The sequence below is a fragment of the Exiguobacterium acetylicum DSM 20416 genome (genome assembly GCF_000702605.1).
GTDB classification, from domain to species: Bacteria; Bacillota; Bacilli; order Exiguobacteriales; family Exiguobacteriaceae; genus Exiguobacterium_A; species Exiguobacterium_A acetylicum.
Window position 1 is genome coordinate 2,157,307 of record NZ_JNIR01000001.1, and the last position, 26,654, is coordinate 2,183,960.

At 46.9% G+C, this 26,654-nt stretch carries 21 protein-coding genes; 7 read left to right on the forward strand and 14 right to left on the reverse strand.

The features are described from left to right. Positions 1-105: 105 nt before the first annotated feature. Entirely contained in the window at positions 106-2,892 is a 2,787-nt protein-coding gene (locus P401_RS0111490; RefSeq protein WP_029342567.1) for a putative bifunctional diguanylate cyclase/phosphodiesterase, read from the reverse strand. Positions 2,893-3,030: 138 nt separating this feature from the next. Further along, positions 3,031-3,453 carry a CBS domain-containing protein gene (locus P401_RS0111495; RefSeq protein ID WP_029342568.1) on the reverse strand — a complete coding sequence of 141 codons (423 nt, stop codon included), beginning with the start codon at positions 3,451-3,453 and terminating at the stop codon, positions 3,031-3,033. Positions 3,454-3,898: 445 nt separating this feature from the next. Here P401_RS0111495 and P401_RS0111500 point away from each other — a divergent pair, with 445 nt between their 5' ends. Both P401_RS0111500 and P401_RS18335 read left to right on the forward strand, forming a co-directional pair. After that, a complete protein-coding gene (locus P401_RS0111500) occupies positions 3,899-5,056 on the forward strand; it encodes a helix-turn-helix domain-containing protein (protein ID WP_029342569.1) in 1,158 nt (385 codons plus the stop codon). Between the two features lie 101 nt (positions 5,057-5,157). Beyond that, positions 5,158-7,287 carry a bifunctional glycosyltransferase/CDP-glycerol:glycerophosphate glycerophosphotransferase gene (locus P401_RS18335; RefSeq protein WP_081834738.1) on the forward strand — a complete coding sequence of 710 codons (2,130 nt, stop codon included), beginning with the start codon at positions 5,158-5,160 and terminating at the stop codon, positions 7,285-7,287. A 57-nt stretch (positions 7,288-7,344) separates the two neighbouring features. On the opposite strand, the gene P401_RS0111510 is transcribed toward P401_RS18335, so the two are convergent. From P401_RS0111510 to P401_RS0111555, 10 genes are all read right to left on the reverse strand, one after another. Further along, complete coding sequence (locus tag P401_RS0111510) at positions 7,345-8,268, reverse strand: hypothetical protein (RefSeq protein ID WP_051656298.1); 924 nt, start codon at positions 8,266-8,268, stop codon at positions 7,345-7,347. 128 nt (positions 8,269-8,396) lie between these two features. Further along, positions 8,397-9,755: a 23S rRNA (uracil(1939)-C(5))-methyltransferase RlmD gene (gene rlmD, locus P401_RS0111515; protein WP_029342572.1), complete on the reverse strand. Its 1,359-nt coding sequence runs from the start codon at positions 9,753-9,755 to the stop codon at positions 8,397-8,399. 25 nt (positions 9,756-9,780) lie between these two features. Next, a complete protein-coding gene (locus P401_RS0111520) occupies positions 9,781-10,743 on the reverse strand; it encodes a diacylglycerol kinase (RefSeq protein ID WP_029342573.1) in 963 nt (320 codons plus the stop codon). A gap of 147 nt (positions 10,744-10,890) precedes the next feature. Then, a complete protein-coding gene (gene gatB, locus P401_RS0111525) occupies positions 10,891-12,324 on the reverse strand; it encodes an Asp-tRNA(Asn)/Glu-tRNA(Gln) amidotransferase subunit GatB (RefSeq protein ID WP_029342574.1) in 1,434 nt (477 codons plus the stop codon). A 14-nt stretch (positions 12,325-12,338) separates the two neighbouring features. Then, entirely contained in the window at positions 12,339-13,781 is a 1,443-nt protein-coding gene (gene gatA, locus P401_RS0111530) for an Asp-tRNA(Asn)/Glu-tRNA(Gln) amidotransferase subunit GatA (RefSeq protein ID WP_029342575.1), read from the reverse strand. Between the two features lie 15 nt (positions 13,782-13,796). Then, positions 13,797-14,087, reverse strand: a complete 291-nt coding sequence (gene gatC / locus P401_RS0111535) for an Asp-tRNA(Asn)/Glu-tRNA(Gln) amidotransferase subunit GatC (RefSeq protein ID WP_023469336.1) — start codon at positions 14,085-14,087, stop codon at positions 13,797-13,799. Positions 14,088-14,287: 200 nt separating this feature from the next. Next, a complete protein-coding gene (locus tag P401_RS0111540; RefSeq protein WP_081834739.1) occupies positions 14,288-15,550 on the reverse strand; it encodes an Nramp family divalent metal transporter in 1,263 nt (420 codons plus the stop codon). Positions 15,551-15,642: 92 nt separating this feature from the next. Then, positions 15,643-17,154, reverse strand: coding sequence for a sodium/proline symporter PutP (putP, locus tag P401_RS0111545; RefSeq protein WP_029342577.1), 1,512 nt, complete (start codon positions 17,152-17,154; stop codon positions 15,643-15,645). A 78-nt stretch (positions 17,155-17,232) separates the two neighbouring features. Beyond that, a complete protein-coding gene (gene pruA / locus P401_RS0111550) occupies positions 17,233-18,777 on the reverse strand; it encodes an L-glutamate gamma-semialdehyde dehydrogenase (RefSeq protein ID WP_029342578.1) in 1,545 nt (514 codons plus the stop codon). A gap of 130 nt (positions 18,778-18,907) precedes the next feature. Further along, positions 18,908-19,195 (reverse strand): HesB/YadR/YfhF family protein, encoded by a 288-nt coding sequence (locus tag P401_RS0111555; RefSeq protein WP_023469340.1) that lies wholly within the window; start codon positions 19,193-19,195, stop codon positions 18,908-18,910. A gap of 122 nt (positions 19,196-19,317) precedes the next feature. On the opposite strand from P401_RS0111555, the gene P401_RS0111560 reads away from it, so the two are divergent. The 4 genes from P401_RS0111560 to P401_RS0111575 all read left to right on the forward strand — a co-directional run bounded on the left by P401_RS0111560 (position 19,318) and on the right by P401_RS0111575 (position 23,520). Continuing rightward, positions 19,318-20,157: a hypothetical protein gene (locus P401_RS0111560; RefSeq protein WP_029342579.1), complete on the forward strand. Its 840-nt coding sequence runs from the start codon at positions 19,318-19,320 to the stop codon at positions 20,155-20,157. A gap of 13 nt (positions 20,158-20,170) precedes the next feature. Beyond that, complete coding sequence (gene bcp / locus P401_RS0111565; RefSeq protein WP_029342580.1) at positions 20,171-20,620, forward strand: thioredoxin-dependent thiol peroxidase; 450 nt, start codon at positions 20,171-20,173, stop codon at positions 20,618-20,620. 330 nt (positions 20,621-20,950) lie between these two features. Further along, complete coding sequence (locus tag P401_RS0111570; protein WP_029342581.1) at positions 20,951-22,600, forward strand: peptide ABC transporter substrate-binding protein; 1,650 nt, start codon at positions 20,951-20,953, stop codon at positions 22,598-22,600. Positions 22,601-22,869: 269 nt separating this feature from the next. Further along, positions 22,870-23,520 (forward strand): homing endonuclease associated repeat-containing protein, encoded by a 651-nt coding sequence (locus P401_RS0111575; protein ID WP_029342582.1) that lies wholly within the window; start codon positions 22,870-22,872, stop codon positions 23,518-23,520. A gap of 96 nt (positions 23,521-23,616) precedes the next feature. Here P401_RS0111575 and P401_RS0111580 read toward each other — a convergent pair whose 3' ends face one another. Continuing rightward, complete coding sequence (locus P401_RS0111580) at positions 23,617-25,314, reverse strand: GGDEF domain-containing protein (protein WP_029342583.1); 1,698 nt, start codon at positions 25,312-25,314, stop codon at positions 23,617-23,619. Between the two features lie 133 nt (positions 25,315-25,447). Here P401_RS0111580 and P401_RS0111585 point away from each other — a divergent pair, with 133 nt between their 5' ends. Next, positions 25,448-26,056: a YktB family protein gene (locus P401_RS0111585; protein WP_029342584.1), complete on the forward strand. Its 609-nt coding sequence runs from the start codon at positions 25,448-25,450 to the stop codon at positions 26,054-26,056. A 32-nt stretch (positions 26,057-26,088) separates the two neighbouring features. Here the strand turns inward: P401_RS0111585 and P401_RS0111590 are convergent, their stop codons facing one another. Beyond that, entirely contained in the window at positions 26,089-26,598 is a 510-nt protein-coding gene (locus P401_RS0111590) for a hypothetical protein (protein ID WP_029342585.1), read from the reverse strand. Between the last annotated feature and the right edge of the window lie 56 nt (positions 26,599-26,654).

Consider the following 26,654-nt stretch of genomic DNA (forward strand, 5'->3'; position numbering starts at 1 on the left):
GTAAGACCCGGCACACCGAATGGAGTGCGTGGTGCCGCGGCTTACCTCCCGCCTGTGGAAAGCAAGGATGACAAAAACGTTCGTAAAACGACGATAGGACTCATTTCATTCAGATAGAAGCTTTTCATGGTACTTCCCGTACCAGACCCGAAACTCGTCAGCTGGAATCGGTCTTGAATAATAGAATCCTTGCGCATACTCACAGTCAAGCACTCGTAAATGATCCGCTTGTTCAAGTTCCTCGATTCCTTCAGCGACGACGTCATACTTCAGCGTATGAGCAAGCTTGATGATCGTCTCGATGAGCGGTGCGTTTGAACACGCATCCGGACCACTGATGAACGAACGATCAATTTTTAGCCGCTGGATCGGTAATCGACTTAAGTACGACAAGGAAGAATACCCCGTACCAAAGTCGTCAATCGCAAGACGATATCCCATCTGGTGCAATGTCTGTAAGGCATCAAATACGCGTGTGTCTGAAAAGACACCAAACGATTCCGTGATTTCAAGTTCCATCCGTTGTTCAATCCCCGGATGAATCTCTCGGACATCGGTCAGGTAATCGACGATTCGACCGGAGACGAGCTCTTTGACGGATAAGTTCGCTGAGACACGTAGTATTCCGAGCTCCGTGTCCTTCCACTCTTCGACTTGTCGAACCGTTTCAGCAACGACCCACATCCCAATCTCTTCAATCAACATCGATCGTTCAGCGATCGGAATGAAGATTGCTGGACTGATCATCCCCCGTTCAGGATGGAACCAGCGCAGGAGAGCTTCACAGCCATCGACTTGACCTGTCGCGAGATTGATTTGTGGTTGATAGAACAGTTGAAGCTCGTTCTTTTCAATCGCTTCTCGTAATTCTCCTTCGAGGACGACCGATTCAAGATACTCGGCACTCATCCAGGACTCGAACCAGACTGGTCCACCCTCTGTCTGTTGTTTCGCATGCTGCATCGCGATATCGACTGAGGATAATAAGGAGGTGACCGCCACTGCATCATCCGGGTAACGGACCATGCTCATGCTGATACTGACATTGACGTATTCTCCGTTGATCTCATAGACATGTTCGATGACCTGCTTTAATTTCTGGTAATCGACGATATCCTGTTGTCCGACCAACACGGCGAATTCATCTCCACCAATCCGTGCTGCTTGTCCCGTTCCGATGAAATGATGCTTGAGGCGATTCGCAAGATCTTTTAGAATCTGATCTCCCGCACCATGTCCGTAGATATCATTGATTCGTCGGAATTGCCGGACGCTGATAGTGACGAGTTCTCCCGGTTGAGGTGCTTTTAGGGCATCTGCCATCTTTTGCTCGAAACCATTCCGGTTCAACAAGCCCGTCAACATATCGAAGAGTGCGAGTTGTGTGATTCGTTCTTCCCGCCGGAACTGATCCGTCTCATCATGGCAGGATAAGTAGAGTGCGACGCCTGTGTCATCCTCTTTGTTTGCGACGTGGATGATATTGACGAACATGTTCAAAATCTTTTCATTAAAGAGCATCTTACAACGAATCGTCTGACTCTGCCCTTCCAGCGATCGTCTCAACGCCCGGCGCATCCGGTTCAAATCAGCCGGATGAATCAGTTCTTCAATCGTCCATCCCGCCGGCGCATCCGTTAATTGTCGAAAGCGTTCATTCCCGTTCACGATCGTGTAATCCGATGACATCGCAAAGATTGGATCGGTATTTTGGGAAAAGAGTGATTCGATTTCCGCTTTCTTTTGTTTAATCTCTTTTGTCTTCGCATCACTATGGTCTAATAACCCAGCAATGATGGCCGTCATCGTCCGAAAGGCTTGGACGACGGGCTGGAAATCATTTCGCTCTGGTACGTTATAACCGGATTGTCGGCGGTCTTCCGCGAAGGTATTCGCTTCTCCCTTCAGTAAAGAAAGGTCTTGGCGAAACGCGCGTAATAACGATAAGGTCAATATCAATAATCCAAGAATCAAGACACTGGTCGCGCCAAACAGAAGCCAGGCATTACGAATGATTTGATTGCCTCGATCTTGCATTTCTTGCGCGACTTGATTAAGTTCTTGATCGTATAGACGATACATGCTGGATTCATATTGTTCGGCTTGATTTGCTAACGCAACGTACGTTGAATCTTTCGGAGCACGTAATAGGTCATCGAGCGTTTGTGTGTAGACATCCATCTGTTCCCGCATGATTGCGATATCCTGACGTCCTGCATCATTTTGAAGCGGAATCACGTCGTACAAGGATTTGATGAGCGACTCCTGTCGCAAAGGTAAATCGATCCGCATCTGTTGAATCCGTAACTGATCTATGGAACTAGGTTCTTCTTTTTGTCGGGCATTCTTCAAGATTTCAGCGGACTTACCCAGTTGTTCTTCCATCAAAATCAGATTGGAGAACACATTATAATAAGACCCTGTTTCTTTACTTAGCACGAGCTGATTGAAGATGATTTCACTTTTGAAGTTCGTCATCGTCGTGAAAAAGCGATGATTCGATTCGTATCCTTGTCGTTGTAGTTTTTTGATTTCTGTCAGGACTTCTTCGCGTGTCGACTCGGTCGCTTTCATATTCGGAAGCCGGTCCGTCAATTGTTCGAGCGATCGATTGGCCCGTTCTGAAGCTTGCGCCAAATCAGTGTCGTCATTCAAAGATGAAAAATAGTAACGCGTCACTTCTTGTTCGGCACGATTAAAAGGTGTCACTTCGGCAATCGTTTTACCCGATTCCTTGAAACGATATCCTTCATCCAACGTTTTCGTCAAATGCTGACACGCGACGATCAACGCCACCAAACCGATGATCGCAATCATCCATGAGAACGTTTTATAGTAGGAGCGTCTTCGAAAAGCTTCTACGATGAAGACTGGTGATAAACGTCGCAACACATCGTCCTCCCTAAATTGTCATTATGCTTCTATATCGTCGTCTCCTCCCGTTTCGTGAAGTCGTTTTGGGGCAATAAAAAGCACTTCTTCCCACATTTCTGTGAAAATAAGTGCTTTTTTTACTAGTTTTATTCATTTTTAATAACTGACATTCTCTCGTGCTACTTTTTTAGCAAAATAATCGATGATATCACGTCGTCGGATGATCCCGATAAAATGTCTTCCGTCATCAATGACGGGGACGAAATTTTGATCGGTAATGACTTCAATCATCTCTTCCATTTGCGCTGTAATTGAAACTGGTTTATAACGGACGCGTTGTTTGATATCGGTTAATCGCGTCTGCAAGACGTGGTCATAATCGGCATGCTCGAGATTTGCTTCGAGTGCCCACAAGATATCGCCTTCTGTCAGCGTTCCTGCGTATTTCCCTTTATTGTCAACGAGTGGGACCGACGTAAAACGATGATGTTTCATCTTTTCTAGTGCTTGTCTGACCGTTGACTCAGGATCTAAATATTTCACCTCATCTTTAGGTAATAAGAAAAAAGCAATATTCATTTCTGTTCCTCCCTAGCCACTCTGTGACACCCTTTTCATTTTATCATGAACCCCGCGTTGATTCATTTCTCAAATGATGAAAATCTCTACATAATTCCTTCATATTTAGCTATACTATTTCGATGTTCCAAGATGAAAGATGAACTGACCGGTAACATCAACGGGTTGATGCAAGCAACGGAAGAAGCCTTGCCGACTAGATTCTTACTTTGACAGATGAATCCATTTAAGAGATTACCTGTTGAGAAGAAATATTTTTGTGTAAAGAATCCATTCTCGCACTACTGGACGATGAAAGATTCAAAAGATCCCTCGGCTTTTCCGATTGCATGTGCAGACGAAGCCTTTTTCGGAAGGCTTCGTTTTTTCTTGGTTCGTTCTCGACTATCCGTGAAAGAGGACATACACTAGAAGCAATCCACTTTATTTCGAAAGGAGTCGTGTCATGAATCGCTTGTCGACATCTGACTTGACGCAAATCGCAGAGCACCTTTACGGGATGACCGGTTTTTTCGTCACGTACCGAGATCATCATGGTACTCCGCTTGCATTACGTCCAGAAGCTCCACCTCATCCCGGAACCTTGCCGATTGAGAACGAATGGCCAGTACTTAAGAAGACTCCTCTACTCTATACCCTGAAAGATGGAACAGCTTACCTCTTTTTAGACGTTCCGGAACAAGGAATGTACCGGATTGGACCTGTTTTATTGCAATCCGCTCTTTTTCGGGCGCACATTCAAGACGAAGCGTATCATCAGTTTTATAAGGTCTTGCCGCGCACGACGGAGAACCGATTGATTGATTGTGCCCATCTGATGTATCGCTTGTTGCACGGGGAAGCATTGCCGAAGCGAGAAATCGAACAGCTGTCTGAGATTCAGGAAGCTGAAATTCCGCTCGTCGCAGATGCTCCCTCGCATACTGGTGTGACCGCGTATCGTAAAGCATGGCAACGGGAACAACAAATCATCGATTGGATCGCAACGGGTCAAAGTGAGCGACTCGCAACGACCTACTCCTTACCTGCTTATGGTGAATTTGGAACGCTCGCGCGACATCAGCCGTTACGTGCAGAAAAGAATCTGTTGCTTGGAACTGTTCTGTTGAGCGCACGCGCTGCGATTCGCGGAGGACTCGAACCCGATGAAGCGTTCTCTTTAAGCGACCGGATGATCGAGACGATCGAAGCAGCGACGAGTATTGCCAAACTCCGCAATCGTCACGTCCGTATTACGGTGTCATTTGCAGAAGCCGTCAAGGAACTTCAGGCGCTACGGCATTCCCCACATGTACTGGCTGCGATTCGCTATATTCAGCAACATCTCTATGAACCATTGTCTGTCTCATCGATCAGTCAAGCCATCCATGTCTCGTCTAATTATTTGTCCGTTCTATTTAAAGATGAAACAGGGTTACCACTTGCCCGATACGTCATCCGGGAACGCATCCGGGAAGCGAAGCGCCTCTTACGTTCTTCCGACGACTCGCTGCTTGACATCTCAAACAAGTTGCATTTCTCGAGCCAAAGTCATTTTAGTCAAGCTTTTAAACAGACGACCGGTGAGACCCCAACGCATTATCGACAACGAAGTGAATTTTAAGAGAGTCGTGCCTTTTTTTCGTTTTGTGATATCCTATTCAACAGGAACTATTTTCGTGAATCCGTTTTTGACGGATTCTTTCATCAAAAAGGAGAATCAACATGAACTCAATTAGTGTCATCATTCCTGTCTATCAAACTGAATCACAAACGAAGGCAGCCATTCAATCCGTTCTCGACCAGAAGGTATCTATCCCGGTGGAAATCGTCGTCGTCTTTGATGGTCCGAGCACATACATCGATGAGCTCCGTTCCCTCTATCCGACATGTACGATCGTGGAACAGGCGCATCAAGGAACTTACGCTGCACGTCGACGCGGTCTTGAAGTCGCGACAGGTGATTACGTTACCTTCCTCGATAGCGATGATATCCTCGCACCACGTGCGCTCTATACGTATATCAAAGCCTATGAGAAATCACGCGGTGAAGTCATCATCGGTAAAGTCTCGCCCGTCTACAACAAGAAGAAATGGCTCATGCCGATCGATGATGATCGTTATTTCTTCTATACCCGTACAAAGTTCAGTTCACGTCATTTGACGACGATTCACGGTTGGATGATTAAAAAGGACTTGCTCAATGATCTACCTGTTCTTGAGACACGATGGTTCGCCGATACGATCATCGCCCATGCGATCATCTCGAAATTGACGAACCTGACATCGGTCAGTTACGTTGTCTATGGTCGAAACTCACGCAGTACGCCACTCGAAGGACAATCGCTCTACCAAGCACGCGATATCACGACTTTGTCCGATATCTCACGAATTTATGGCATGTTATCTGCCCATACGCAGGATCATGACGTTCAAAAGTTCTTGAATACATGGTACAAACGTTTCATCTCAAAACGTGGTCGCGCATTGCTTGAGCGAAGCTCTTCAAAAAGTCAGCAGGCAGACGTCTTCCGTCATGTCGCTTACGATTTAAGACGAACGAAGGCACAGAGTAAGTACCTGCAAGCATGGTCAACGGGTTCGTATATCATGTTCCGTTCATATATCACTGCTGTTAAGACAAAACAAACGTTACGGACGGCACGACGTAAAAAAATCAAGAACGGTCTCATGCTCTATCGTCTGTTCCAAAAGATGCCGGTCAAAGAGAACCTTGTCTTATTCGAGAGTTTCCTCGGACGAAGCTACTCCGATAATCCGAAGGCTCTTTATCTGAAATTAAAAGAACAACGTCCTGAACTTGAGCTCGTCTGGATTTTTGCGAATGAGCCTTCAGATGACGTCAAGGAAGCTTGCCCGAACTGGGTGCTCAAAAACAGCTTCGCATACTACCAAGCGATGGCACGTGCGAAGTACTGGATCTTCAATACGCGTCAGCCACTCAGCTTAACGAAACGCGAAGAGACAATCTACCTTCAAACGTGGCACGGTACACCATTAAAACGACTAGGTCTCGACATGGAAGAAGTCCATATGGCAGGAACGAATGCAACCCGCTACAAACGGAACTTCTACAACCAAGCACAGGAATGGAACTACTTGATTTCTCCGAATGCCTATTCGAGCGAAATTTTCAAGAGTGCGTTCGGTTTCCAAAACACGATGCTTGAGGCGGGATACCCACGAAACGACCTCTTGTATGCAGACGATCAAGCTGGTCTCATCAGTGAAATCAAAGCACGCCTGGACATCCCTGCTGAAAAGAAAGTCGTCTTATATGCACCGACATGGCGAGATGACGAGTTCATCGCTCGTGGAAAATATCGTTTTGATCTCCAGCTCGACTTGAATGAGATGCAGGCCCGACTCGGTGACGATTATGTCGTCTTGCTCCGGATGCATTACTTGATCGCGCAAAACATGGACATCAGTGGACACGAAGGATTCGCCTATGACGTCTCTTCGTACGGCGATATCGCAGAGTTGTACTTGATCAGTGACGTACTGATCACTGACTATTCGTCTGTCTTCTTCGATTACGCCCACTTACAGCGTCCAATGATCTTCTTTACGTATGACTTAGAGAAATACGCGTCGACGTTACGTGGATTCTACTTCGATTTCGAAGCAGTCGTTCCGGGACCACTCTTGAAAGAGACAGATCAAGTCATCGATTATATCGAACAGATCGATACGAAATCCATCGCTTACCAAGAAAAGTACGACCGCTTCCTCGAACGGTTCTGCAGTCTGGACGATGGTACGGCAAGTGAACGTGTTCTTGCTGAGTTGTTCCCGAATACAAGCTCAGCAGATGTTGAAGATGCTGAATAAGGAGACACAATGAAAAAGGAGAAAGATGCGCTTTTGCGCTCTTTCTCCTTTTTCGTATCATCGTCTACGATACGGTGCAATCCGTTCTTTAAACTCAGGATGGACGAAACTAGGACGTAACGATAAGACGACCTCACCGAGGAGATGTTCTACCACGTCGTCCCATCGTTCGACGATTTCAGAAGAGGTCTTCGCAGATACATCCCCCTCTTCGAGTAATGCTGTCTCATCCGTTGTTCTCATGAAGACCCACGTATCGTCAGATCGTTTGCGTCCCATTAAGGTGATACGTCCACCTTCCATCCGGTACAGAAGGATTCGCTCCCATTGACGCTTCCGACTCGGTACCATGACTTCACGATGTCGCGCGATGATTTGCTCTTTGATCATTTTCTGACTAGCATCGAGATTCGGACACAGATGATAAAAATCATCTGTTCGTGGGTGCTTGATACCAAAGTGCGGAATACCTGATGCTTCGAGACGCTTCATCCACTCCACTTTCGCTTGTCGTAAGTGTATCCAACGGATAAGATGTCTCTGCACTCCCCATCCTGTAATCACGAAAGGATGTCGACGCAATTCTTCGACTGACGCAAACAACGTCTGCTTTTCAAAGGAGGTTTCCTGACAGAGTTCTTCGAAACGATTGATCGATGTGACATCATTGCCGTGTTGCATAGGGAATAAATTGTATAGATGAAAGCGCCCCGATAAGGCTTGTCCTTCGTAGATTCCTTCTACGATACGAACAATCTGACACATCGTTTTATCTAATTGTCCAACCTCACCAGTCGCTTGTCCTATCATCTCAAGTTGTGGACGTAATGCCGGATCCACTGTCGCAGATCCTGGATTCAACATCAGACATGCCCCTAGTGACGTCTCACTTTCCCCCCACTGAATGTATGTATGATAGCGATACAATACGTCTTGTTCCAATCGGAATGTTGCGTACACTTGAACATCGTTAGCCGTCATCACGAATCCTCCTATATTTTTATATATAAATTGATTATTTTACCATATTGAGGTTCTCATTTACTTTCGTTTATACACCAAGTCAATCAAAAAATGCCTCCTTCCTAATGGAAAGAGGCATGAACGATTTAGTTCCGGACGAACAAGGCAATGCTCTCGACGTGTGTCGTATGTGGGAACATATCGACTGGTGTCACTTCAACGAGTGTATAACCGAGTTCTGTTAACAACTTCGCGTCACGCGCTTGTGTTGACGCATTACACGAGACGTAGACGATTCGCTTCGGTGCAACATCTGCTGCAGCACGCAAGAACTCTTCGTCACAGCCTTTACGTGGTGGGTCAACGACGATGACGTCCGGTTGGATACCGGCTTTAACGAGATCCGGCATGACTTTCTCAGCTGCACCGTACTCGAATGTCACGTTCTCGATACCGTTCGCTTGTGCGTTCCGGCGGGCATCATCGATTGCTTGCGGTACGATTTCGATGCCGTAGACGTGCTTCGCTTGTTTAGCGAGTGACAATGAAATCGAACCGATACCACAGTAGGCATCAACGACTGTCTCATCGCCTGTCAACTGAGCATACTCGAGCGCTTTTGCGTAGAGTTTCTCTGTTTGCAGCGGGTTGACTTGGAAGAACGAATGCGGTGAGATCTCATACGTCAATCCAGCGATCTGATCGCGGATGACAGACGGACCGTACAAGACGACGTTCTTTTTCCCGAGAATGACGTTCGTATCATCCGGGTTGATGTTGTGCTGGATCGAAGTGACGTTTGGTAACGCCTTTAAGATCCCTTCGACGATCTTATCGATCCCACGAAGTTGTTTGACCTTCGTGACGAGCACGACCATCAATTCGTTCGTATGGTAGCCATGACGCGCCATGATATGACGGATGACGCCTGCTTTTTTCTTCTCGTCGTATGCTGGGACTTTTAAGTCGGCGAGGACTTTACGCACCGCTTGGACAGCTTCGTCGTTTTCTTTGTTTTGAATCAAGCAGTAGTCCATGTCGATGATCCGGTGACTTCGTTTTTGATAGAAGCCAGCCATCAATTTGTTCGATTGGAATGCAACCGGTACTTGTGCTTTGTTACGGTAACCCCACGGATCTTCCATCCCGATCGTCTCGTGGACCGGAATTTCAAGACCTGCTAGGCGTGCGAAAGCATCACGAACACGGTTGTGCTTGAACTTGAGTTCTGCATCGTATGATAAATGTTGCAATTGGCAACCGCCACACTGGTTGTAAACCGGACAAGGTGGCTCGACACGATCGACACTCTTCGTCTTTTGACGGATGATGCGACCGAATCCGTAAGACTTCGTCGTTTTCGTGATTTTGATCTTGACCTGCTCCGTCGGCAATGCGCCTGGGATGAAGACCGTGTACCCATCGATACGCGCGACCCCCGACCCTTCATGTGTCAGGTCGACGATTTCGACGACGTGTTCATCGTTCTTTTGTACTGGAATCATGAATATCCTCCTTAAAAACCTCGCTTCACGCGAGGTTCGTTTCTGCTTCTTGTAGTTGTGTATTGATTTGTTCCATCTCTTCGATCCGGAACTTTGGTGTCATGACTTCGAAATGAGAGCGAAGATTCGTCATCTCGCCTTCGCAAATGCCGCCAAACTCACCATCGATGTTCAAGCTCATCTCTGATGTATTCTTCATGCGGACGAATGAGGTCGTGACATGCTCGATGCAAGGGTCCGAGAAATGATCCCCTTTCAAGGCAAGACGCATGACACGAATCAGTTCGACGAGGTTACATTTCTTGAGAATGAAGAGATCGAACCGACCGTCATTGAGTGACGCGTTCGGTGACAATTTCTCGAATCCGCCGACGGAGTTCGTATTGGATGTCAAGAACAACATGACTTCTCCTTTGAATATACCCTTTTCATGCTCCAGTTCGACATATGTCGGTCGGATTTGCGGAAGTTTCTCCATCCCTTTGACGTAGTACGCGAGCTGTCCGAGTGCCGTCTTCAGCTTCGAAGGCACTTCGTACGACAGTTCTGTCATGATGCCACCGCCAGCGATATTGATGAAGTAATGGACGCCTGCGGAGCCTTCGATCTTACCGATATCGACCGGCATCGTATGTCCTGTGCAGATGACATCCATCGCCCCTTCAATCGTCAATGGAATACGCATCGCCCGACCAAAGTCATTCGTCGTTCCAACAGGTAATACACCAAGCTTTGGACGTTTATTGTAGGCAGCCATTCCACTGATCACTTCGTTCAACGTACCATCGCCGCCTGCTGCGACGACGAGATCAAATTCTGCTTCGCATGCTCGTGCTGCTTCATACGTCGCATCGCCGACCGCTTTCGTCGAGTAGACAGATGTCTCATAACCCGCTGCTTCGAGTCGGTCGAGGATATACGGTAAATTTCGTTTAACCATCTCTTTCCCGGAAGTCGGGTTATAAATCACGCGCGCTCTAGGTCTCATAAGATTTTCTCCTTTTTGACTCAACCGTTCATTTGATACATAACTGTTTTATTTTACATGAACTCTCGAGACATTACAAAGCCAAAAAAGACAGCGTCCGTTTCCTCGCAGAAGTAAAGGAGGAACGAACGCTGTTTGATCAGGTACTTATTTTAATTTTTCAAGCTCTTCATAGAAGAGTTGATCAAGGAGGGCAGGGTTCGCCATTCCTTTTGTTTTCTTCATGATTTGACCGATGACGAAGCCTTTCTTCCGGTCACGTCCACCGAGTAATTCCTCGACGACGGCTGGGTTCGCTTCGAACATCTCGACGATGAGACCACGTAGCAACCCTTCGTCCGAAATTTGTGCAAGACCGTTTGCTTCGACGTATGCACGTGGCTCGACACCTTCTTCGATGACGGCCGTGAAGACTTGTTTAGCGATCTTCGAAGAAATCGTTCCGCTTGCGATCAAGTCGATCATTTCTGCCAGACGAGCTGGTGTCATCTTGACTGTTTCGAACGTTTCCGTCGATTTATTCAAGTGACCTTGGATCTCACCGACCGTCCAGTTGGCTGCTGCTTTTGGTTCTGCGCCTGCTGCCAGTGTCGCTTCGAAGTACTCTGCCGTCTCACGTGTAACTGTCAATTGTTTCGCATCATACGCCGAAAGACCGAGTTCTTCTTGGTAACGAACGCGACGTGCATCTGGAAGTTCTGGGATACCCGCACGAATCGCTTCTTTCCAATCGTGATCAAGTACGAGCTTGACGAGGTCAGGCTCTGGGAAGTAACGGTAATCCGACGCCCCTTCTTTGACACGCATGAGGACGGTTTGTTTTTTCGTCTCATCGAAGCGAAGTGTTTCTTGACGCATCACACCACCTGCAAGCAACAACTTACGGTGACGATCTTCTTCGAACTCAAGACCTTTTAAGACGTTTCCGAATGAGTTCAAGTTTTTAAGTTCTGTTTTCGTACCGAACTTCTCTTGTCCGTATGGACGAACGGAGATGTTACAGTCACAACGAAGTGATCCTTCTTCCATCTTGACGTCCGAGACGCCTGCATATTGCAAGACTTCCTTGAGACGTTCGAGGTAGGCGACCGCATCTTTCGGTGAACGCATGTCCGCTTCACTGACGATCTCGATGAGCGGTGCACCTGTCCGGTTGAAGTCGACGACCGAGTGGTTGGCACCCGTGTGGTTCATCTTACCAGCATCTTCTTCCAAATGGACACGTTCGATTCGGAAGCGTTTCGTTTTGCCATCGACTTCCGCATCAATATAGCCATCGAAGCCGATCGGTTGATCGAACTGTGAGATTTGATACGCTTTTGGCGTATCTGGATAAAAGTAGTTCTTCCGGTCAAATTTCGTTTGATCGGCTACTTGGCAGTTGAGTGCCATTGCTGCACGAACAGCGAGTTCGACGGCTTTTTCGTTGACTTTCGGCAGGACGCCTGGGTGTCCAAGACAAATCGGACACGTTTTTGTGTTCGTCTCCGCGCCGTATTCCCGCGCACAACCACAGAACATCTTCGTGTTCGTGCTCAGTTCGGCGTGGACCTCGATCCCGATGATCGTTTCAAAGTTCATGATACATTCGCTCCTTATAACTTCGGAAGCGCGAATCCGCCTGTCGCAAGCTCAAACGCATGCGCAGCGCGATAGATCGTCGCCTCATCGAAATGTTTTCCAATGATTTGTAAGCCGACCGGAAGACCGTCGACGAATCCAGCTGGAACCGAGATTGCTGGAACACCCGCTAAGTTGATTGGAATCGTCAAGATGTCATTCGCATACATCGTGACGGGATCATCCAGTTGTGCACCGAGTTCGAATGCTGGTGTCGGTGCTGTTGGTCCGATGATGACGTCATAGTTCGCAAGGACATCGTCGAAGTCTTTTTTGATCAACGTCCGAGCTTGTTGAGCTTTTTTATAGTAGGCATCGTAGTAACCTGAGCTGAGCGCGTACGTTCCGAGCATGATCCGGCGCTTGACTTCGTCTCCGAATCCTTGTGAACGGGAATACTTGAAGACATCTTCAAGTGCATCCGCTTCGGCACGGACTCCGTAACGAATGCCGTCAAAGCGTGCGAGGTTCGATGATGCTTCCGATGAAGCAAGTAAGTAGTACGTCGCAAGCGCATATTTCGAGTTCGGAAGTGACACTTCATCGACTGTCGCACCGAGTGCTTCGAGTTTTTGGATTGCTTCCCGGATGTTGGCTTTGACGCCTTCACTGACACCCTCACCGAAATATTCTTTCGGAACAGCGATCTTCAACCCTTTGATATCACCTGTCAACGCTTGTGTGTAATCCGTTGCTGCGACGTTCGCAGACGTCGAATCCATCTCACAGTGTCCTGCGATCGCGCTCAAGAGATACGCGTTGTCTTCGACTGTTCGTGTCAACGGACCGATTTGGTCAAGCGACGATGCGAACGCAACGAGACCGAAGCGTGAGACGAGACCGTATGTCGGTTTCAACCCGACGACACCACAATAGGCAGCCGGTTGACGAATCGAACCACCTGTATCCGAACCAAGGCTGAACAAGACTTCGCCTGCTGCGACAGCTGCTGCTGAACCACCCGAAGAACCACCTGGAACGTGTTTCGTATTCCATGGGTTGCGGACCGGTTTGTAGGCTGAGTTCTCGTTTGAAGAACCCATCGCGAACTCATCCATGTTCAATTTCCCGATCGTGATCGCTCCTGCTTCATGCAGACGCTCGACGACCGTCGCATCATGAGCTGGTACGAAGTTCTCGAGGAATTTCGAACCACATGTCGTCGTCATCCCTTTCGTGACGATGTTATCCTTGACGCCGATTGGAAGACCAAACAATGGATTTGCTTCATGTTTCGCGACATCATCCATTCGTTTTGCTTGCTCGAATGCTTCTTCGTTCAATGAAAGAAACGCACCGATTTTTCCATCGACGCGGTCGATTTGATCAAAGGATTCTTGGACGAGTTCAGAAACTTTGACTTCGCCATCCTGAATGAGTGTGTGTAGTGTTTTGACACCATGTTCAAAAAGTGACATCGGGTCATTTCCTCCTTATTCGAACACCGCTGGGACGCGGACTTGTCCGTCTTCCCAATCGGGTGCGAGTCGTTCTACTTCCGTACGCGGAAGTGATGGACGTACTTCGTCCTTACGTAGGACGTTCTTTAAATCGAGGACATGAGTCGTCGGTTCGACGCCTGTCGTATCGAGTTCATTTAATTGTTCAGCGAACCCAAGAATCTTCTCGAGTTGTCCTGTGAATTGTGCTACTTCTTCATCTGTCACGGCAAGGCGTGCCAAATGCGCCACGTGGCGGACTTGCTCCTCATTAATCTTTGCCATGTCATTCCACCTCCGGAACTTTTGCGATATATTTTACACTATTTCTAATCATAGCACTTTTCGTCCAGACAAAAAAGACGATGGTGCATCGGGGGGAGGTCCGCACCATCGTCCTTATAGGGGTAGCAAAGCTTCCGGGCGGAAAGCTTCTAGTTATGAAATACCCGCTTTAAATCAGACGAAACAAAAATACTGAATATTCATACTAAGACATCGACGAGCAGATAGACATTGAAGACGATGACAATCGAGACGATGATCCAGGCTAACGCGTTCATGAACCGACTGTTCCGGTGTTCTCCCATGTACCGCTCACTTGCTGTCGCCCGAATCAACGGAATTAGCGCGAACGGAATCCCGAACGATAAGGCAACCTGGCTGAGAACGAGTGCCCGTGTCGGATCAAAACCGGAGAACAGCAACAAAATCGCCGGTAACATCGTCACGGTCCGTCGAACGAACAACGGTAATTGGAGATGAAGGAATCCACGCATGATCGCGTCACCTGACATCGTGCCGACGCTTGAAGAAGCGAGACCCGAGACGAGTAAAGCAATCGCAAACAGATATGGCGCAATGCCACCGAGCGTGACATGAAGTCCCTCGTAGATCGCTTCAAGCGAACCCGCTTGATACTTCGTGCCATAAAAGACACTTGCCGCAATGACGAGCATCGCCCCGTTGACCGCTCCGGCAATCAGCATCGCTCCCCAGATGTCGAAGCGTTGGATGTGTAACATCGACGCTTTATTCGCAATGTGCCCCATCCGCCGTTTCGTTAAATCGGAATGGAGATAGATCGCGTGTGGCATAACGGTCGCACCAAGCATGCCGGCAGCAAGGACGATGCTCGATGTGCCTTCGAATCCCGGCATTAGTTCTGCTGATAGATCACGGAAGACCGGATGGACTTCAAAGACTTCAATCGCAAAAGCCGCTGCGATGATTAAAACAAGAACGGCGATGACGGCTTCAAAATGTCGAAGTCCCTTCTGCTCAAATCCGAGGATGACGAATGATAGAACTGCCGTCAGTAATGCTGCCATCCGTAAATCGATCGCAAACAGTAAATGAAATCCGAGTGCGGCTCCGACGAACTCGGCGAGATCGGTCGCCATCGCGACGAGCTCCGCTTGGACCCAGTAGAAAAAGCGAAAGACCGGCGATAACTCTTCCCGGATCACCTCCGCTAAACTGAGATTGCTGACGATTCCGAGCTTAGCTGATAGGAACTGAATGACGACGGCCATCAAGTTCGAGGCGACGATGACCCAGAGCAGTAAGTAGCCATACTGGGCACCTGCCGTCATGTTCGTCGCGAAGTTTCCCGGATCGAGATACGCGACGGCAGCGACGAACGCTGGTCCAAGATATGTCCGTTTTTTGGGTAAATCTTGTGTAAGTGGCTGTGTCGCCATCTCGTTCACCTCACTTTTGGTTTTTATTATACGCTTATTTTGCATAAGAGCAACAAATATGTTTATGGTAAATAACAACGTATGAAGTGAACAAAAAAGGGGGGTCTCCTGTAATCAGGAAACACCCCTTCTGTTAGTTAGACAATCTTCCGCTCAGGTTCTGCACCTTTTAGCTGTGCTTGCACTTGATCAAATTCATCATAGATGGCTTGACTCGGTTCCTTCGTCACGAGACTACCGATGACGAGCGCGATCGTCGAAGCGATGAAAGCTGGAATCATCTCGTACATCTCAGAAATGTAGAATGGTAATCCATCAACATTTTGGTTAATGAGAATCCAGGCGATGACGACGACAGATCCCGTAATCATCGAAGCAAGTGCTCCTGTCTTGTTCATCCGGCGCCAAAGCAAGCTGAACAGCACAACTGGTCCGAACGCGGCACCGAAACCAGCCCACGCATAACCAACGAGAGTCAAGATCGACTTCTGTGCACCGAACGATAAGAGAATCGCTAGAGCAGCGACGACAAGGACCATCACGCGCCCCATGACCATCAATTCACGATCCGAAGCATCACGCTTGAAGAAACGTTGATAGAAATCATTCGTTGCCGCACTCGAAGAGACGAGTAGCTGTGTCGAGATCGTCGACATGATCGCAGCAAGTAATGCTGCTAGCAACAGTCCCGTAATGAACCCAGGGAAGAGATCTCGTGATAACTGAATGAAGACATTCTCTGGATTTTTTAGTCCAGCACTTTGTTGTGTGAAATAGGCATAACCGATTAAACCTGTCACCATCGCACCAACGATCGAGAACGTCATCCAGATCATTCCGACGCGACGTGCTGACTTCATCTCATGTAAGTTACGGATCGCCATGAAACGAACGATGATATGCGGTTGACCGAAATACCCGAGTCCCCAGGCGAGGAGCGAGATGATACCGATCGTCGTCGTTCCTTTGAAGAGTTCCAGTTTCGAACCGTCCGTCGACCGGATCGTCTCGAGTGTATCGTTGATACCGCCACTGAAAGCGAGGGCAACGCCTGGTACGATCAGCAGGGCAATGACCATGATCATCCCTTGGACGACGTCCGTCCAACTGACGGCAAGGAAACCACCGAGGAAGACATAGGCGATGACGACGCCCGCTAGAATCCAAAGACCTGTCGTATACTCGAGACCAAAAACGGCTTCGAACAAACGACCACCAGCGACAAAACCACTTGATGCGTACATTATAAAGAATATTAAGATAACTCCAGCTGAAACCGTACGCAAGACGCCACTTTTATCGTGGAATCGTTTTTCAAAGTAATCGGGAATCGTGATCGCATCTCCTGCATGTGCCGTATACGCACGCAGACGCGGCGCGACGAGTAACCAGTTGGCGTAAGCACCAAGCAATAAACCAACGACAATCCATCCACTGGACAGACCAGTTGCATACATCGCACCCGGTAATCCCATCAACAACCAGCCACTCATGTCACTCGCTCCAGCAGAGAGCGCTGTGACGACGGGACCAATCGTACGTCCCCCAAGCATGTAGTCATTCATGTTCTTTGTCCGATAATACGCAATGACGCCAAGTGCGACCATCAGTCCGAGATACAGCAAAATCGCAAACCACATTCCGTTCATCCTTGCTCCCCCTTTTTCCGTGATATAAGAAAAACGGGCATGCAGGTCGCACACCCGTTTCATCTATTAAACACCATTTCAGAACATTTCTGAAGTTGTTTTTGCTTGAAGATGTAAAGTCAAGTAATCCGGTCCGCCCGCTTTCGAATCCGTACCTGACATGTTGAATCCACCAAATGGTTGGTAGCCAACGATTGCGCCTGTGCAACCACGGTTGAAATAGAGGTTACCGACGTGGAAGTTCGCACGCGCGTACTCTTGGTTCGTCCGGTCTTGCGTGATGACAGCACCTGTCAAACCGTATTCCGTGTTGTTCGCGATATCGATCGCTTCTTTGAAATCCTTCGCTTTCGTGAAGGCGACGACTGGTCCGAAGATCTCTTCTTGCATCAAACGATCCGTTGGTTGAACGTCCGCGACGACTGTCGGTGAGACGAAGAATCCTGTTGAATCGTCTGCCGTACCACCTGCGACGATGCGTCCTTCTTCTTTTGCGACGTCGAAGTACGACGTGATTTTCTTGAACGCTGCCGCGTCGATGACCGGTCCGACATTGTTTGAAACGTCTGTCGGGTTACCGATGCTGAGTTTGTTCGTGTTCGCGACGACTTTTTCGAGCAACTCGTCATAGACAGAGTCGAGTGCGACGACACGTGAACAAGCTGAACATTTTTGACCCGAGAAGCCGAATGCCGCTTTCGTGATCATGTCCGCTGCGTAATCGAGGTCAGCCGACTCATCGATGACCATTGTATCTTTTCCACCCATTTCCGCGATGACGCGTTTGAGCCAGATTTGACCTTCGTTTAGTTTCGATGCCCGTTCGTTGATACGAAGACCGACATCACGTGATCCCGTGAAGCTGATGAAACGTGTTTTCGGATGATCGACGAGGTAGTCACCGACTTCTGCTCCTGAACCGGGTACGAAGTTCAAGACGCCCGCAGGAAGACCTGCTTGCTCCATGACTTCGACGAATTTCGCCGCGACGACCGGTGTCGTTGATGCGGGTTTCAAGAGGATCGGGTTCCCTGCCACGATTGCTGCGACAGCTGTTCCAGCCATGATCGCGAGTGGGAAGTTCCATGGTGAGATGATGACACCAACACCGAGTGGAATGTAATCGTAACGGTTGTATTCGCCTGGACGACTCTCGACTTTTTTGCCGTCTTTTAAGACGAGCATCTGGCGTGCATAGTACTCGAGGAAGTCGATCGCTTCTGCTGTATCGGCATCGGCTTCGTTCCAAGGTTTCCCTGCTTCTTTGACGAGGTAGGCAGAGAACTCATGTTTCCGCTTACGGATGATGTTCGCTGCTTTGAATAGGACGTCCGCACGTACAGACGGATTGACGAATTTCCATGTTTCGAAAGCTGTGACTGCTGCTTGCATCGCTTCTTCTGCATGTTCCTGTGTCGCTTTCGAGACACGTCCGACGATCTCTTCTTTGTTAGCCGGATTGACGGAGACGATTTTATCTTCCGTCGTCACATGTTTTCCACCGATGACGAGCGGATAATCTTTGCCGAGTTCTTGCGTGACGAGTGCAAGTGCCTCTTCGAACGCTTTCTTGTTTGCTTCTTGTGAGAAGTCCGTGAATGGTTCGTGTTTGTACGGAATCATCTCTATTCCCCCTTTAATCTCTACTTTAAATCGCTTACATTCTCCATTGTACAGAAGCATGAGTCCGCTTACAATTATTCTAGTCAAAAAAATAGAGGAGAGACCGATTTGGTCTCTCCTCAGTTCTCGATTATTCCTTTGCTTGTGAAAAGACGATCTCTTCATGTTCAATTGAAACTTTGACGTCTTGTCCTTGGAATAACCAGTCATCTTGATCCGAGACGACGAAGTGGATGCCGTCGACAACTTCTTCGACCGCTGCCCGTTCGACTTCTTCCATATGAACACCAACCGAGAAACCTTGTGTTAAATCCGTTGAGCCACCATATTTTGCAAAGAAGCGAATCGTATCTCCTGATTTTGCTTCCATCTCATCTTTAAAGTATTGTAATGCCTCATCTGTAATATGAATTTTCATATCTATCACTCCCCTTTCGTTTAGTGTACCGATATCCTACTCAAAAAAGCGAATTTCCTGTATGGTAGAGACAAGATTAGCTAAGGAATCACCATGAAACATTCATCTTAGGAGGAATTCGAATGAAACGATCGCTCGTAGTGCTGCTTGCGACCAGTCTCGTACTCGTCGGTTGCGGAAACGACTCCTCGTCTTCTACAGATACCAAATCCCCGAAGACGACGGAAACGAAACAACAGAAGGCTGAACAAGCCGTTATTGACGTCTATCAAACATACGAAAAAACGCTCGGTCAATCAGGACGAGCAGATGCAAAAGACCTTGCATCGATTGAATATACGGGTGACGAAAAACAACTTGAGCCGCTCGCCGTCGGTGCGAAGAACTTGAATGTCGTTCCCGGTAAGGTCGTCAAGTCGTTCCAAAAAGGCGATGTCGCCTACATCATCCACGAATTCAAGGATGCGAAAGGATCGATTCTCCCGAACCGAGGATCGAAGCTGTTATTGAAGAAAGACGATGAATGGAAGATCGTCCTGACACCGACGACATTCGATCCGTCCGTCTTCTCGACGCTTGGCGACATGTTCACTGGATTTAACGCTGACGAGTATGGTGTCAATGCGAAGGCGGCCGACGAGATCGGAAAAACGGATGAAAAAGAGCAGGATGCTGTCTTCTCTCGCGTCAATGCCCAAACGGATTATATGGCACTCGAGATGAACAGTAATATCCTGATGATTTACGGTGAGGCATTGAAGAACGAAGGAAATCCTGAGACGCTCGTTGATTACTATCAAGACTATGCAGACTGGTATGAAGAAGAACAGCCACTCCTCATGAAGACGGCGAAAGCCGGAACGGATTATGAGAAGTACTTGATTGCCCTCGATTCCTTAAAAGAAAGTCTTCAAAAGAAGCTTGAGAAATATGCGGATCAATTAAACATGGAATTAGGATAAGGAGGAGTTTTTCATGCAAGCACCTACATTTACCCTTCCGAACGCACAAGGAGAAACGATTTCCCTCGAGGATTATCGTGGAAAAAAAGTCGTACTCTATTTCTATCCGAAGGATTCAACGCCTGGTTGTACGACCGAGGCATGTGATTTCCGTGATGCGACGCAAGCGTTCGAAGAAAATAACACGGTCATTCTCGGTGTTTCTGCTGATAGTCAGAAACGGCATCAAAACTTTATTGCAAAATACGAATTACCGTTCCAATTGTTATCAGATGTCGATCACGAAGTGTGTGAGCAATATGGCGTCTGGCAACTGAAAAAGAATTACGGTAAGGAATATTTTGGAATTGTTCGTTCGACTTTCCTGATTGATGAGTCCGGTGAAATCGTCAAGGAATGGCGCAGCGTAAAAGTAAAGGATCACGTCGCAGAAGCACTCCAGTACGTCCAAGAGCAGAAATGAGTTCAAGAACCAGTTGTTTTATACAACTGGTTCTTTTTGTATTCAATCCTTTTAAAAACTCCTAATTTTATCCTTACATAAAAATAATTTTTCGTGAAAAAACGTTGGTATCACACATAAATTTAATAATTTTGAAATAATCTGAAAATATTCTATTGATTTTTCTGAATATTGTATTTATTATTGATAACAAGTTGATCCGGTGCTTTCCTTAGCTTAAGAATAAAAGGCGATGACCCCTCTTATTTTTAGTCGGACACCGGATCGCTATCCTATCGGTTCTTATCGTTTCACCAGATATATCTATTTCTTTTGGGAGGGATTTACTTTATGGAAAAGAAAAAGGCACTTGCACTCGTCGGAGCACTGACAATCGCTGGATCAAGTCTTGCGGCATGTTCGACGACAGATGAAGGTAAAAAAGAAGGCGGTTCGACGTCAGGAGATAAATCTTCAGACAAACAAGTCTTGAATATCATCAGCGGTTCGGATATTCCAGCACTTAGCCCGACAGTCGCAACAGACTCTGTATCCTTCACAGTCTTGAACAACGTTCAAGAAGGTCTGTTCCGTCTAGACGAGAATCAAGAAGCAACACCAGGTGTTGCGGAGAGTGTTGATGTTTCTGAAGATGGACTTACATACACGTTCAAACTTCGTGATTCGAAATGGTCGGATGGCAGCGATGTCACAGCAAAAGACTTTGAATACGCATGGAAACGCGTCCTTGATCCGAAGAGTGGTTCGCAGTATGCATACATCATGTATATCATCGATGGTGCAGAAGCTTACAACACAAGTAAAGGAAAAGCAGACGATGTCGCGGTCAAAGCGGTTGATGACAAAACACTTGAAGTCAAGTTGACTCAACCAGCTGAATACTTCAAATCGTTGACTGGTTTCGGTTCATTCATGCCACTAAAACAAGAATTCGTTGAGAAACAAGGTAAAAACTTTGCTTCGAAGCCGGACACATTCCTTTACAACGGACCATTCGTCCTCTCAGATTGGAAAACGGATGTTGGCTGGAGCTATAAGAAAAACGATCAGTACTGGGATAAAGATAATGTCAAACTTGAAGAAATCAACACGAAAATCGTTAAAGAAGTCTCTACAGGCGTCAACTTATACGAAAAAGGTGACATCGATCTAGCTGGTTTAACGAGTGAGTTCGTTGATCAATACAAAGACAAAGAAGACTTTGATACACGTCTTGATGCAGCAATGTACTATATCCAAATGAACTTCAAGAATGACCTCTTGAAAAACAAGGATATCCGTAAAGCGATCGACTCAGGATACGATAAGAAGCAGATGGCTGATGTTCTCTTGAACAACGGTTCGATCCCTGCTTACTACTACGTACCAAAAGACTTCGCGAAAGGTCCAGACGGTAAAGATTTCCGTGATGGCAACGAAGGTTTCGGTTCATATGACGCATCATCTGCAAAAGCATCATTCGAAAAAGGGCTGAAAGCCGTCGGCAAGAAGTCTCTCAAACTCGAACTTCTTTCATACGATGATGACAACTCGAAAAAAATCTCGGAATACCTCAAAGGCGAGTGGGAGAAAAACCTTCCAGGTCTTGAAGTCACGATCAAACAACAACCGTTCAAGAACAAGTTGGATCTCGAGTCTAAAGGTGAGTTCGAGCTATCGTTCGCAGGATGGGGACCTGACTACCAGGATCCGATGACATTCCTCGATATGTGGGTAACTGGTGGACCGTACAACCGTGGTAAGTACTCAAGCGATAAGTATGATTCACTCATCAAATCGGCTCAAAAAGAAGTAGATGCTGAGAAACGTTGGCAGGCCCTCAAAGATGCTGAGAAAACACTCCTTGAAGAGGATCAAGCGATCTCAGTCATGTACCAAAAAGGTGTTTCACTTCTTCGTAAACCGTACGTCAAAGGAATCGTCAACCACAAAGTTGGTGCCGATACTTCGTACAAATGGGCTTACATCGAAGGAAAATAAGTTATATCAAAAGACCAGATTCGCTGACGAGCGTGTCTGGTCTTTTTTTCCATCTAAGTCGTTTGTCCTATTTTTCTGAATAGCATTAAAATTTCGTGTCATTCTGTTTTCATTTCCATGACTTCCATTTATACTAAGCAAAGAATCCGATTCACTTTATTTACAATATTTTGCGGGAATTATTCATAATTAATGGAAATGTACCGATATATCTAATACAGAGGACTTTTGCCTCAATACTACATCGAACTAGGAAGGAGGACTCACTCATGAAGCAACGTGTACTTACGAGTCAACAGAGTTATACAGAAGAGCAACTTGAGATGATTGAAGCCATCCGTGCGGTCGGTGAACTCATCCAGGACCGTCCACGCCGTACTGTCTATCGCCGTTATGCTTTAGTTAATGACTGGCCTCAGCCGGAAAATATCATTCGTCAATTCGGATCGTGGCCGGAAGCTTTGTCTGCTGCTGGATACGAGTGGAATGTCGATCAACAGCCGGAGGAGCTCGAGCGGGCACCGAAATATACGAAAGACGAAATCTTAAAGTCGTTCGAACGGTACGCACAAGACGTCGGCTCTACGATCACACTCAAGAAGTACCAGATGTGGCGTAAATCCGTCCATCATGCACCGAGTCACTATCACATCGTCAAGATGTTCGGTTCGTGGCACGATGCGTGTACCGCTGCAGGACTTGAAGCGAGCGTCACTTATTCGAAAGCTGAACTTGCTGCTTCTCTGCGTCAAGCAATCGAGGAAGTCGGCTTTGCCCTCTCTTTTGAAGCGTATCGGGAATGGGCAAAACGGAACAACAAACCGTCGACGAAAGCTTTACTTCATCGTTATGGTTCTTGGTCAGCTGCAATTCATGCGATCGAAAACGAGATTCGTCGCAGCAAACAACAAGCACAATGAACTTATTCTTTTTCGATCCTTCTCGTTCATCTGAACTGGGAGGATTTTTTATATCAAAAAAGAAGATAGCGTCTCTGCCACCTTCTTCTACTTGATTTAAATAACCTTCTCTTTCCACTCCTGATACGATGCGACACGGTCGCGTCCTTGGAACTTCGCTCCGACGTACATCGCGCGGTCGGCATTTCGAATCAAACTCGCAAGATCACCAAGTTCTTTTAATGTATCGATTCCGATACTAGCCGTAATCCGGAGCGTATGTCCTTCGACTAAAATCGGATTTGCATGCAACGTCTCGCGGATTCGTTCTGCGACGATTTGGGCAGAATCAAGATCCGTATTCGGAAGTAAAATGACGAATTCCTCTCCCCCGTAACGCGCGACAAGATCCGTGATACGTGTTGCCTGCATCAATAACTTCGCAACTTCAAATAGGACGACGTCTCCGACTTCATGCCCGTACGTATCATTAATTTGTTTAAAATGATCTAAATCGATCATTAAGGCTGAAAACGGATAAAGATCGCGTTGTTTAATACGACGATCGCCCCACTCTTGCAAGGCACGATAGTTCGGTAGTTTTGTCATCGCATCCGTCCGACTGTCTGTCAACAAGCGCTCTCGTTCGTGTGCTCGTTCCACTGCCCACGACAGAACACGTAAAGCGCGGTATAGCTCATATCCGAAATCCTGCGTGAATTCACCACTTGCGTTCGAGGCAAGGAGCAACGAGCAGTTGATCGTCTCTGTCGCTTCCGGTTGAATGAAGAGGACGGACTGTGTCTCTTCCGGCAAACTATCGTAAAGACGGATATCCCACTCCTGTTGCATCCCGTAAAGAAGCACTTCTTCTTTTTCGATGATGTCTTCAATGATTCGCCCTTCGACATGATCGGCTTTTAACTTTCGTCCGTCCTTCAACGAATAGTACACGCTTTGCTTTCCTTCTTTGAAATCGAATTTAATCCAAGCGATATCCGGTTTGACGAATTGATTGAGCTGTCGTAAATACCGCTCAATGATGAACTGCGCATCACCGTCCTTCCAAGCCGCTTCTTTCAATCGCTCAATCTGTTCCCAATGTTCAATCCGATCCGTCGCTTCGACCGAACTCCCCAGTGCGCGTTTGATGATGAATAAGGCAAAGGCCGCCATGACAAGTCCACTATTTCCGTTTCCTTGAACGACGAGCGTACTGAAAATACCGTATAACAATTCTGCCGTGATGACGACCGCTTCAAAACGTAGCAGCTGGAACATGACGTCACTTGGAATGTTTTCTCCAAGAAGAAATCGAGATAACTGATATTGCAATAAGAGGACGATCCAGAGAATCGCGACCATCGCCGGTAACGGCACGATGTTTTCTGTCAATACGAACGCTTTGCCATGCGTTCCACCGAGTGCATTATAAGCAAGACCTGCTGGAACGATCAAAAACAATTCGAGGGCAACGTTGAACGGATAGTTATGTAACATCCGTCGACGTCCGATTGGTGTATGAATCGTTCGTAATTGATAAATAAGCATCGTCAATTGCCCGACAAAAATCGCTGATAACAATCCATACGTTAAGAATGTGAAGAGGACGAATCCAAAATGGAAAGTAAAACTCATATGGCGACGGCGTACAGGGTCGACGACAAAAATCGTCGATAAGGCGGCAATCAATAAGAATGTAAACAAATCGATGCTGAGACTATAATCCTTCGACTTCGCAAAAAGATCGATGCCAATGACGATTACGAAAAAAACAACCCAGCTTCGAAGGAGATATTGTTGAAAACGACGCACAAAACATTCCCCTTCCTTTAAATTATGTAGTTGTATATTACTGGAAATCGATATGTCCATTATTCTACTTTTCGAGCAAAAAGTCGAACTTCGATGGTCTCCTTTGATACAATTGACGCGAGGTGATTTTTTCATGACAAAAACATTCACGCAACACGCATTTGATACATTTCAGATCGATGGACTAGAACCACGGATGGAAGCGATTCGCGAACGCATCCAGCCGGTCTTTCGAGACATCGGTCAGGAAGTCGCACCTGACTTAACGGTCGCAACAGCAGAAGATGTCCATGTTCACATCGCGCAACATGCCCGTCGGAAGGTCAACCCTCCGAAGGATACATGGATGGCCTTCTCCCCCGATAAACGTGGATACAAGAAACATCCGCATTTCCAAGTCGGTCTGTTTGATGATCATCTGTTCATTTGGCTCGCCTACATTTACGAGTTGCCGAATAAACAACAATACGCATCGAAACTATTACAGCATACAGAACTGCTGACATCCCTTCCGGATGATTTCGTCGTCTCATACGATCATATGAAAAAAGACGCAGTCTCCGTTCATGAGGCGGATATTGAAAAAGGATTACAACGTTTCCACGACGTCAAAAAGGCAGAATTCCTTGTTGGCCGCCATATTCCGGCAGAACAAGTGCATCACCTGTCACGCGAAGAATTACTGGAAATGATTCGAAATACCTATTCGTATCTCGTACCACTCTACAAAACGATTAAATAAAAAGGATGGCCGAATCGGTCATCCTTTTTACATTAGTTATATTTTACTAGAATTGACATGACTTGTGTACGGTCGGAATTCAAATTTAGATAAATGTTGACCTGTTTTGAGGAAACCGTCATGACGTTGAATGTTTTATCGAGTTTCGCTGTCGGATACGCTTGTTTAACTTCCTTGACCGTCACAGTCCGTTTAACCTGCTTCGGATCATAGACGATAGCACTGACTTTCGCTTTTGAATCTTTCACACCATACGTAGAACAGTAATGGAGGGCACGATCCGCTGAGGCGAGACCATTTCCGCTTTGACACCAATTCGAGTTCTTTTCCCCCTTGTACGCTTTATGTACTTGTGCAAGTGTCGTTTTTTCAAGTGCAACTTTTCCATCGAGTGAACGCGCTTGTTTTGCTTGTGTTTGAATTTCTTGCAACCATTTGACGTCTGTCTGTTTTGTTGCTTCGACCGGTTGGTTATATGAAGTGCCTGACACGATGCTGACAGTGAGTGCGGCAGTTAAGATGATTCCTAAGACTTGTTTCATGATGATGTCCTCCTCGGCGCCTATGAAAGGCGTTGATAATAAACTGATTCCCCTAT

What these genes read in the sequence shown, in the direction of transcription:
- P401_RS0111495 (WP_029342568.1), bottom strand. Translation starts at nt 3,453, where the DNA reads ATGAATATTGCTTTTTTCTTATTACCTAAAGATGAGGTGAAATATTTA.
- P401_RS0111500 (WP_029342569.1), top strand. Translation starts at nt 3,899, where the DNA reads ATGAATCGCTTGTCGACATCTGACTTGACGCAAATCGCAGAGCACCTT.
- P401_RS18335 (WP_081834738.1), top strand. Translation starts at nt 5,158, where the DNA reads ATGAACTCAATTAGTGTCATCATTCCTGTCTATCAAACTGAATCACAA.
- P401_RS0111510 (WP_051656298.1), bottom strand. Translation starts at nt 8,268, where the DNA reads ATGACGGCTAACGATGTTCAAGTGTACGCAACATTCCGATTGGAACAA.
- rlmD (WP_029342572.1), bottom strand. Translation starts at nt 9,755, where the DNA reads ATGATTCCAGTACAAAAGAACGATGAACACGTCGTCGAAATCGTCGAC.
- P401_RS0111520 (WP_029342573.1), bottom strand. Translation starts at nt 10,743, where the DNA reads ATGAGACCTAGAGCGCGCGTGATTTATAACCCGACTTCCGGGAAAGAG.
- gatB (WP_029342574.1), bottom strand. Translation starts at nt 12,324, where the DNA reads ATGAACTTTGAAACGATCATCGGGATCGAGGTCCACGCCGAACTGAGC.
- gatA (WP_029342575.1), bottom strand. Translation starts at nt 13,781, where the DNA reads ATGTCACTTTTTGAACATGGTGTCAAAACACTACACACACTCATTCAG.
- gatC (WP_023469336.1), bottom strand. Translation starts at nt 14,087, where the DNA reads ATGGCAAAGATTAATGAGGAGCAAGTCCGCCACGTGGCGCATTTGGCA.
- P401_RS0111540 (WP_081834739.1), bottom strand. Translation starts at nt 15,550, where the DNA reads ATGCAAAATAAGCGTATAATAAAAACCAAAAGTGAGGTGAACGAGATG.
- putP (WP_029342577.1), bottom strand. Translation starts at nt 17,154, where the DNA reads ATGAACGGAATGTGGTTTGCGATTTTGCTGTATCTCGGACTGATGGTC.
- pruA (WP_029342578.1), bottom strand. Translation starts at nt 18,777, where the DNA reads ATGATTCCGTACAAACACGAACCATTCACGGACTTCTCACAAGAAGCA.
- P401_RS0111555 (WP_023469340.1), bottom strand. Translation starts at nt 19,195, where the DNA reads ATGAAAATTCATATTACAGATGAGGCATTACAATACTTTAAAGATGAG.
- P401_RS0111560 (WP_029342579.1), top strand. Translation starts at nt 19,318, where the DNA reads ATGAAACGATCGCTCGTAGTGCTGCTTGCGACCAGTCTCGTACTCGTC.
- bcp (WP_029342580.1), top strand. Translation starts at nt 20,171, where the DNA reads ATGCAAGCACCTACATTTACCCTTCCGAACGCACAAGGAGAAACGATT.
- P401_RS0111570 (WP_029342581.1), top strand. Translation starts at nt 20,951, where the DNA reads ATGGAAAAGAAAAAGGCACTTGCACTCGTCGGAGCACTGACAATCGCT.
- P401_RS0111575 (WP_029342582.1), top strand. Translation starts at nt 22,870, where the DNA reads ATGAAGCAACGTGTACTTACGAGTCAACAGAGTTATACAGAAGAGCAA.
- P401_RS0111585 (WP_029342584.1), top strand. Translation starts at nt 25,448, where the DNA reads ATGACAAAAACATTCACGCAACACGCATTTGATACATTTCAGATCGAT.
- P401_RS0111590 (WP_029342585.1), bottom strand. Translation starts at nt 26,598, where the DNA reads ATGAAACAAGTCTTAGGAATCATCTTAACTGCCGCACTCACTGTCAGC.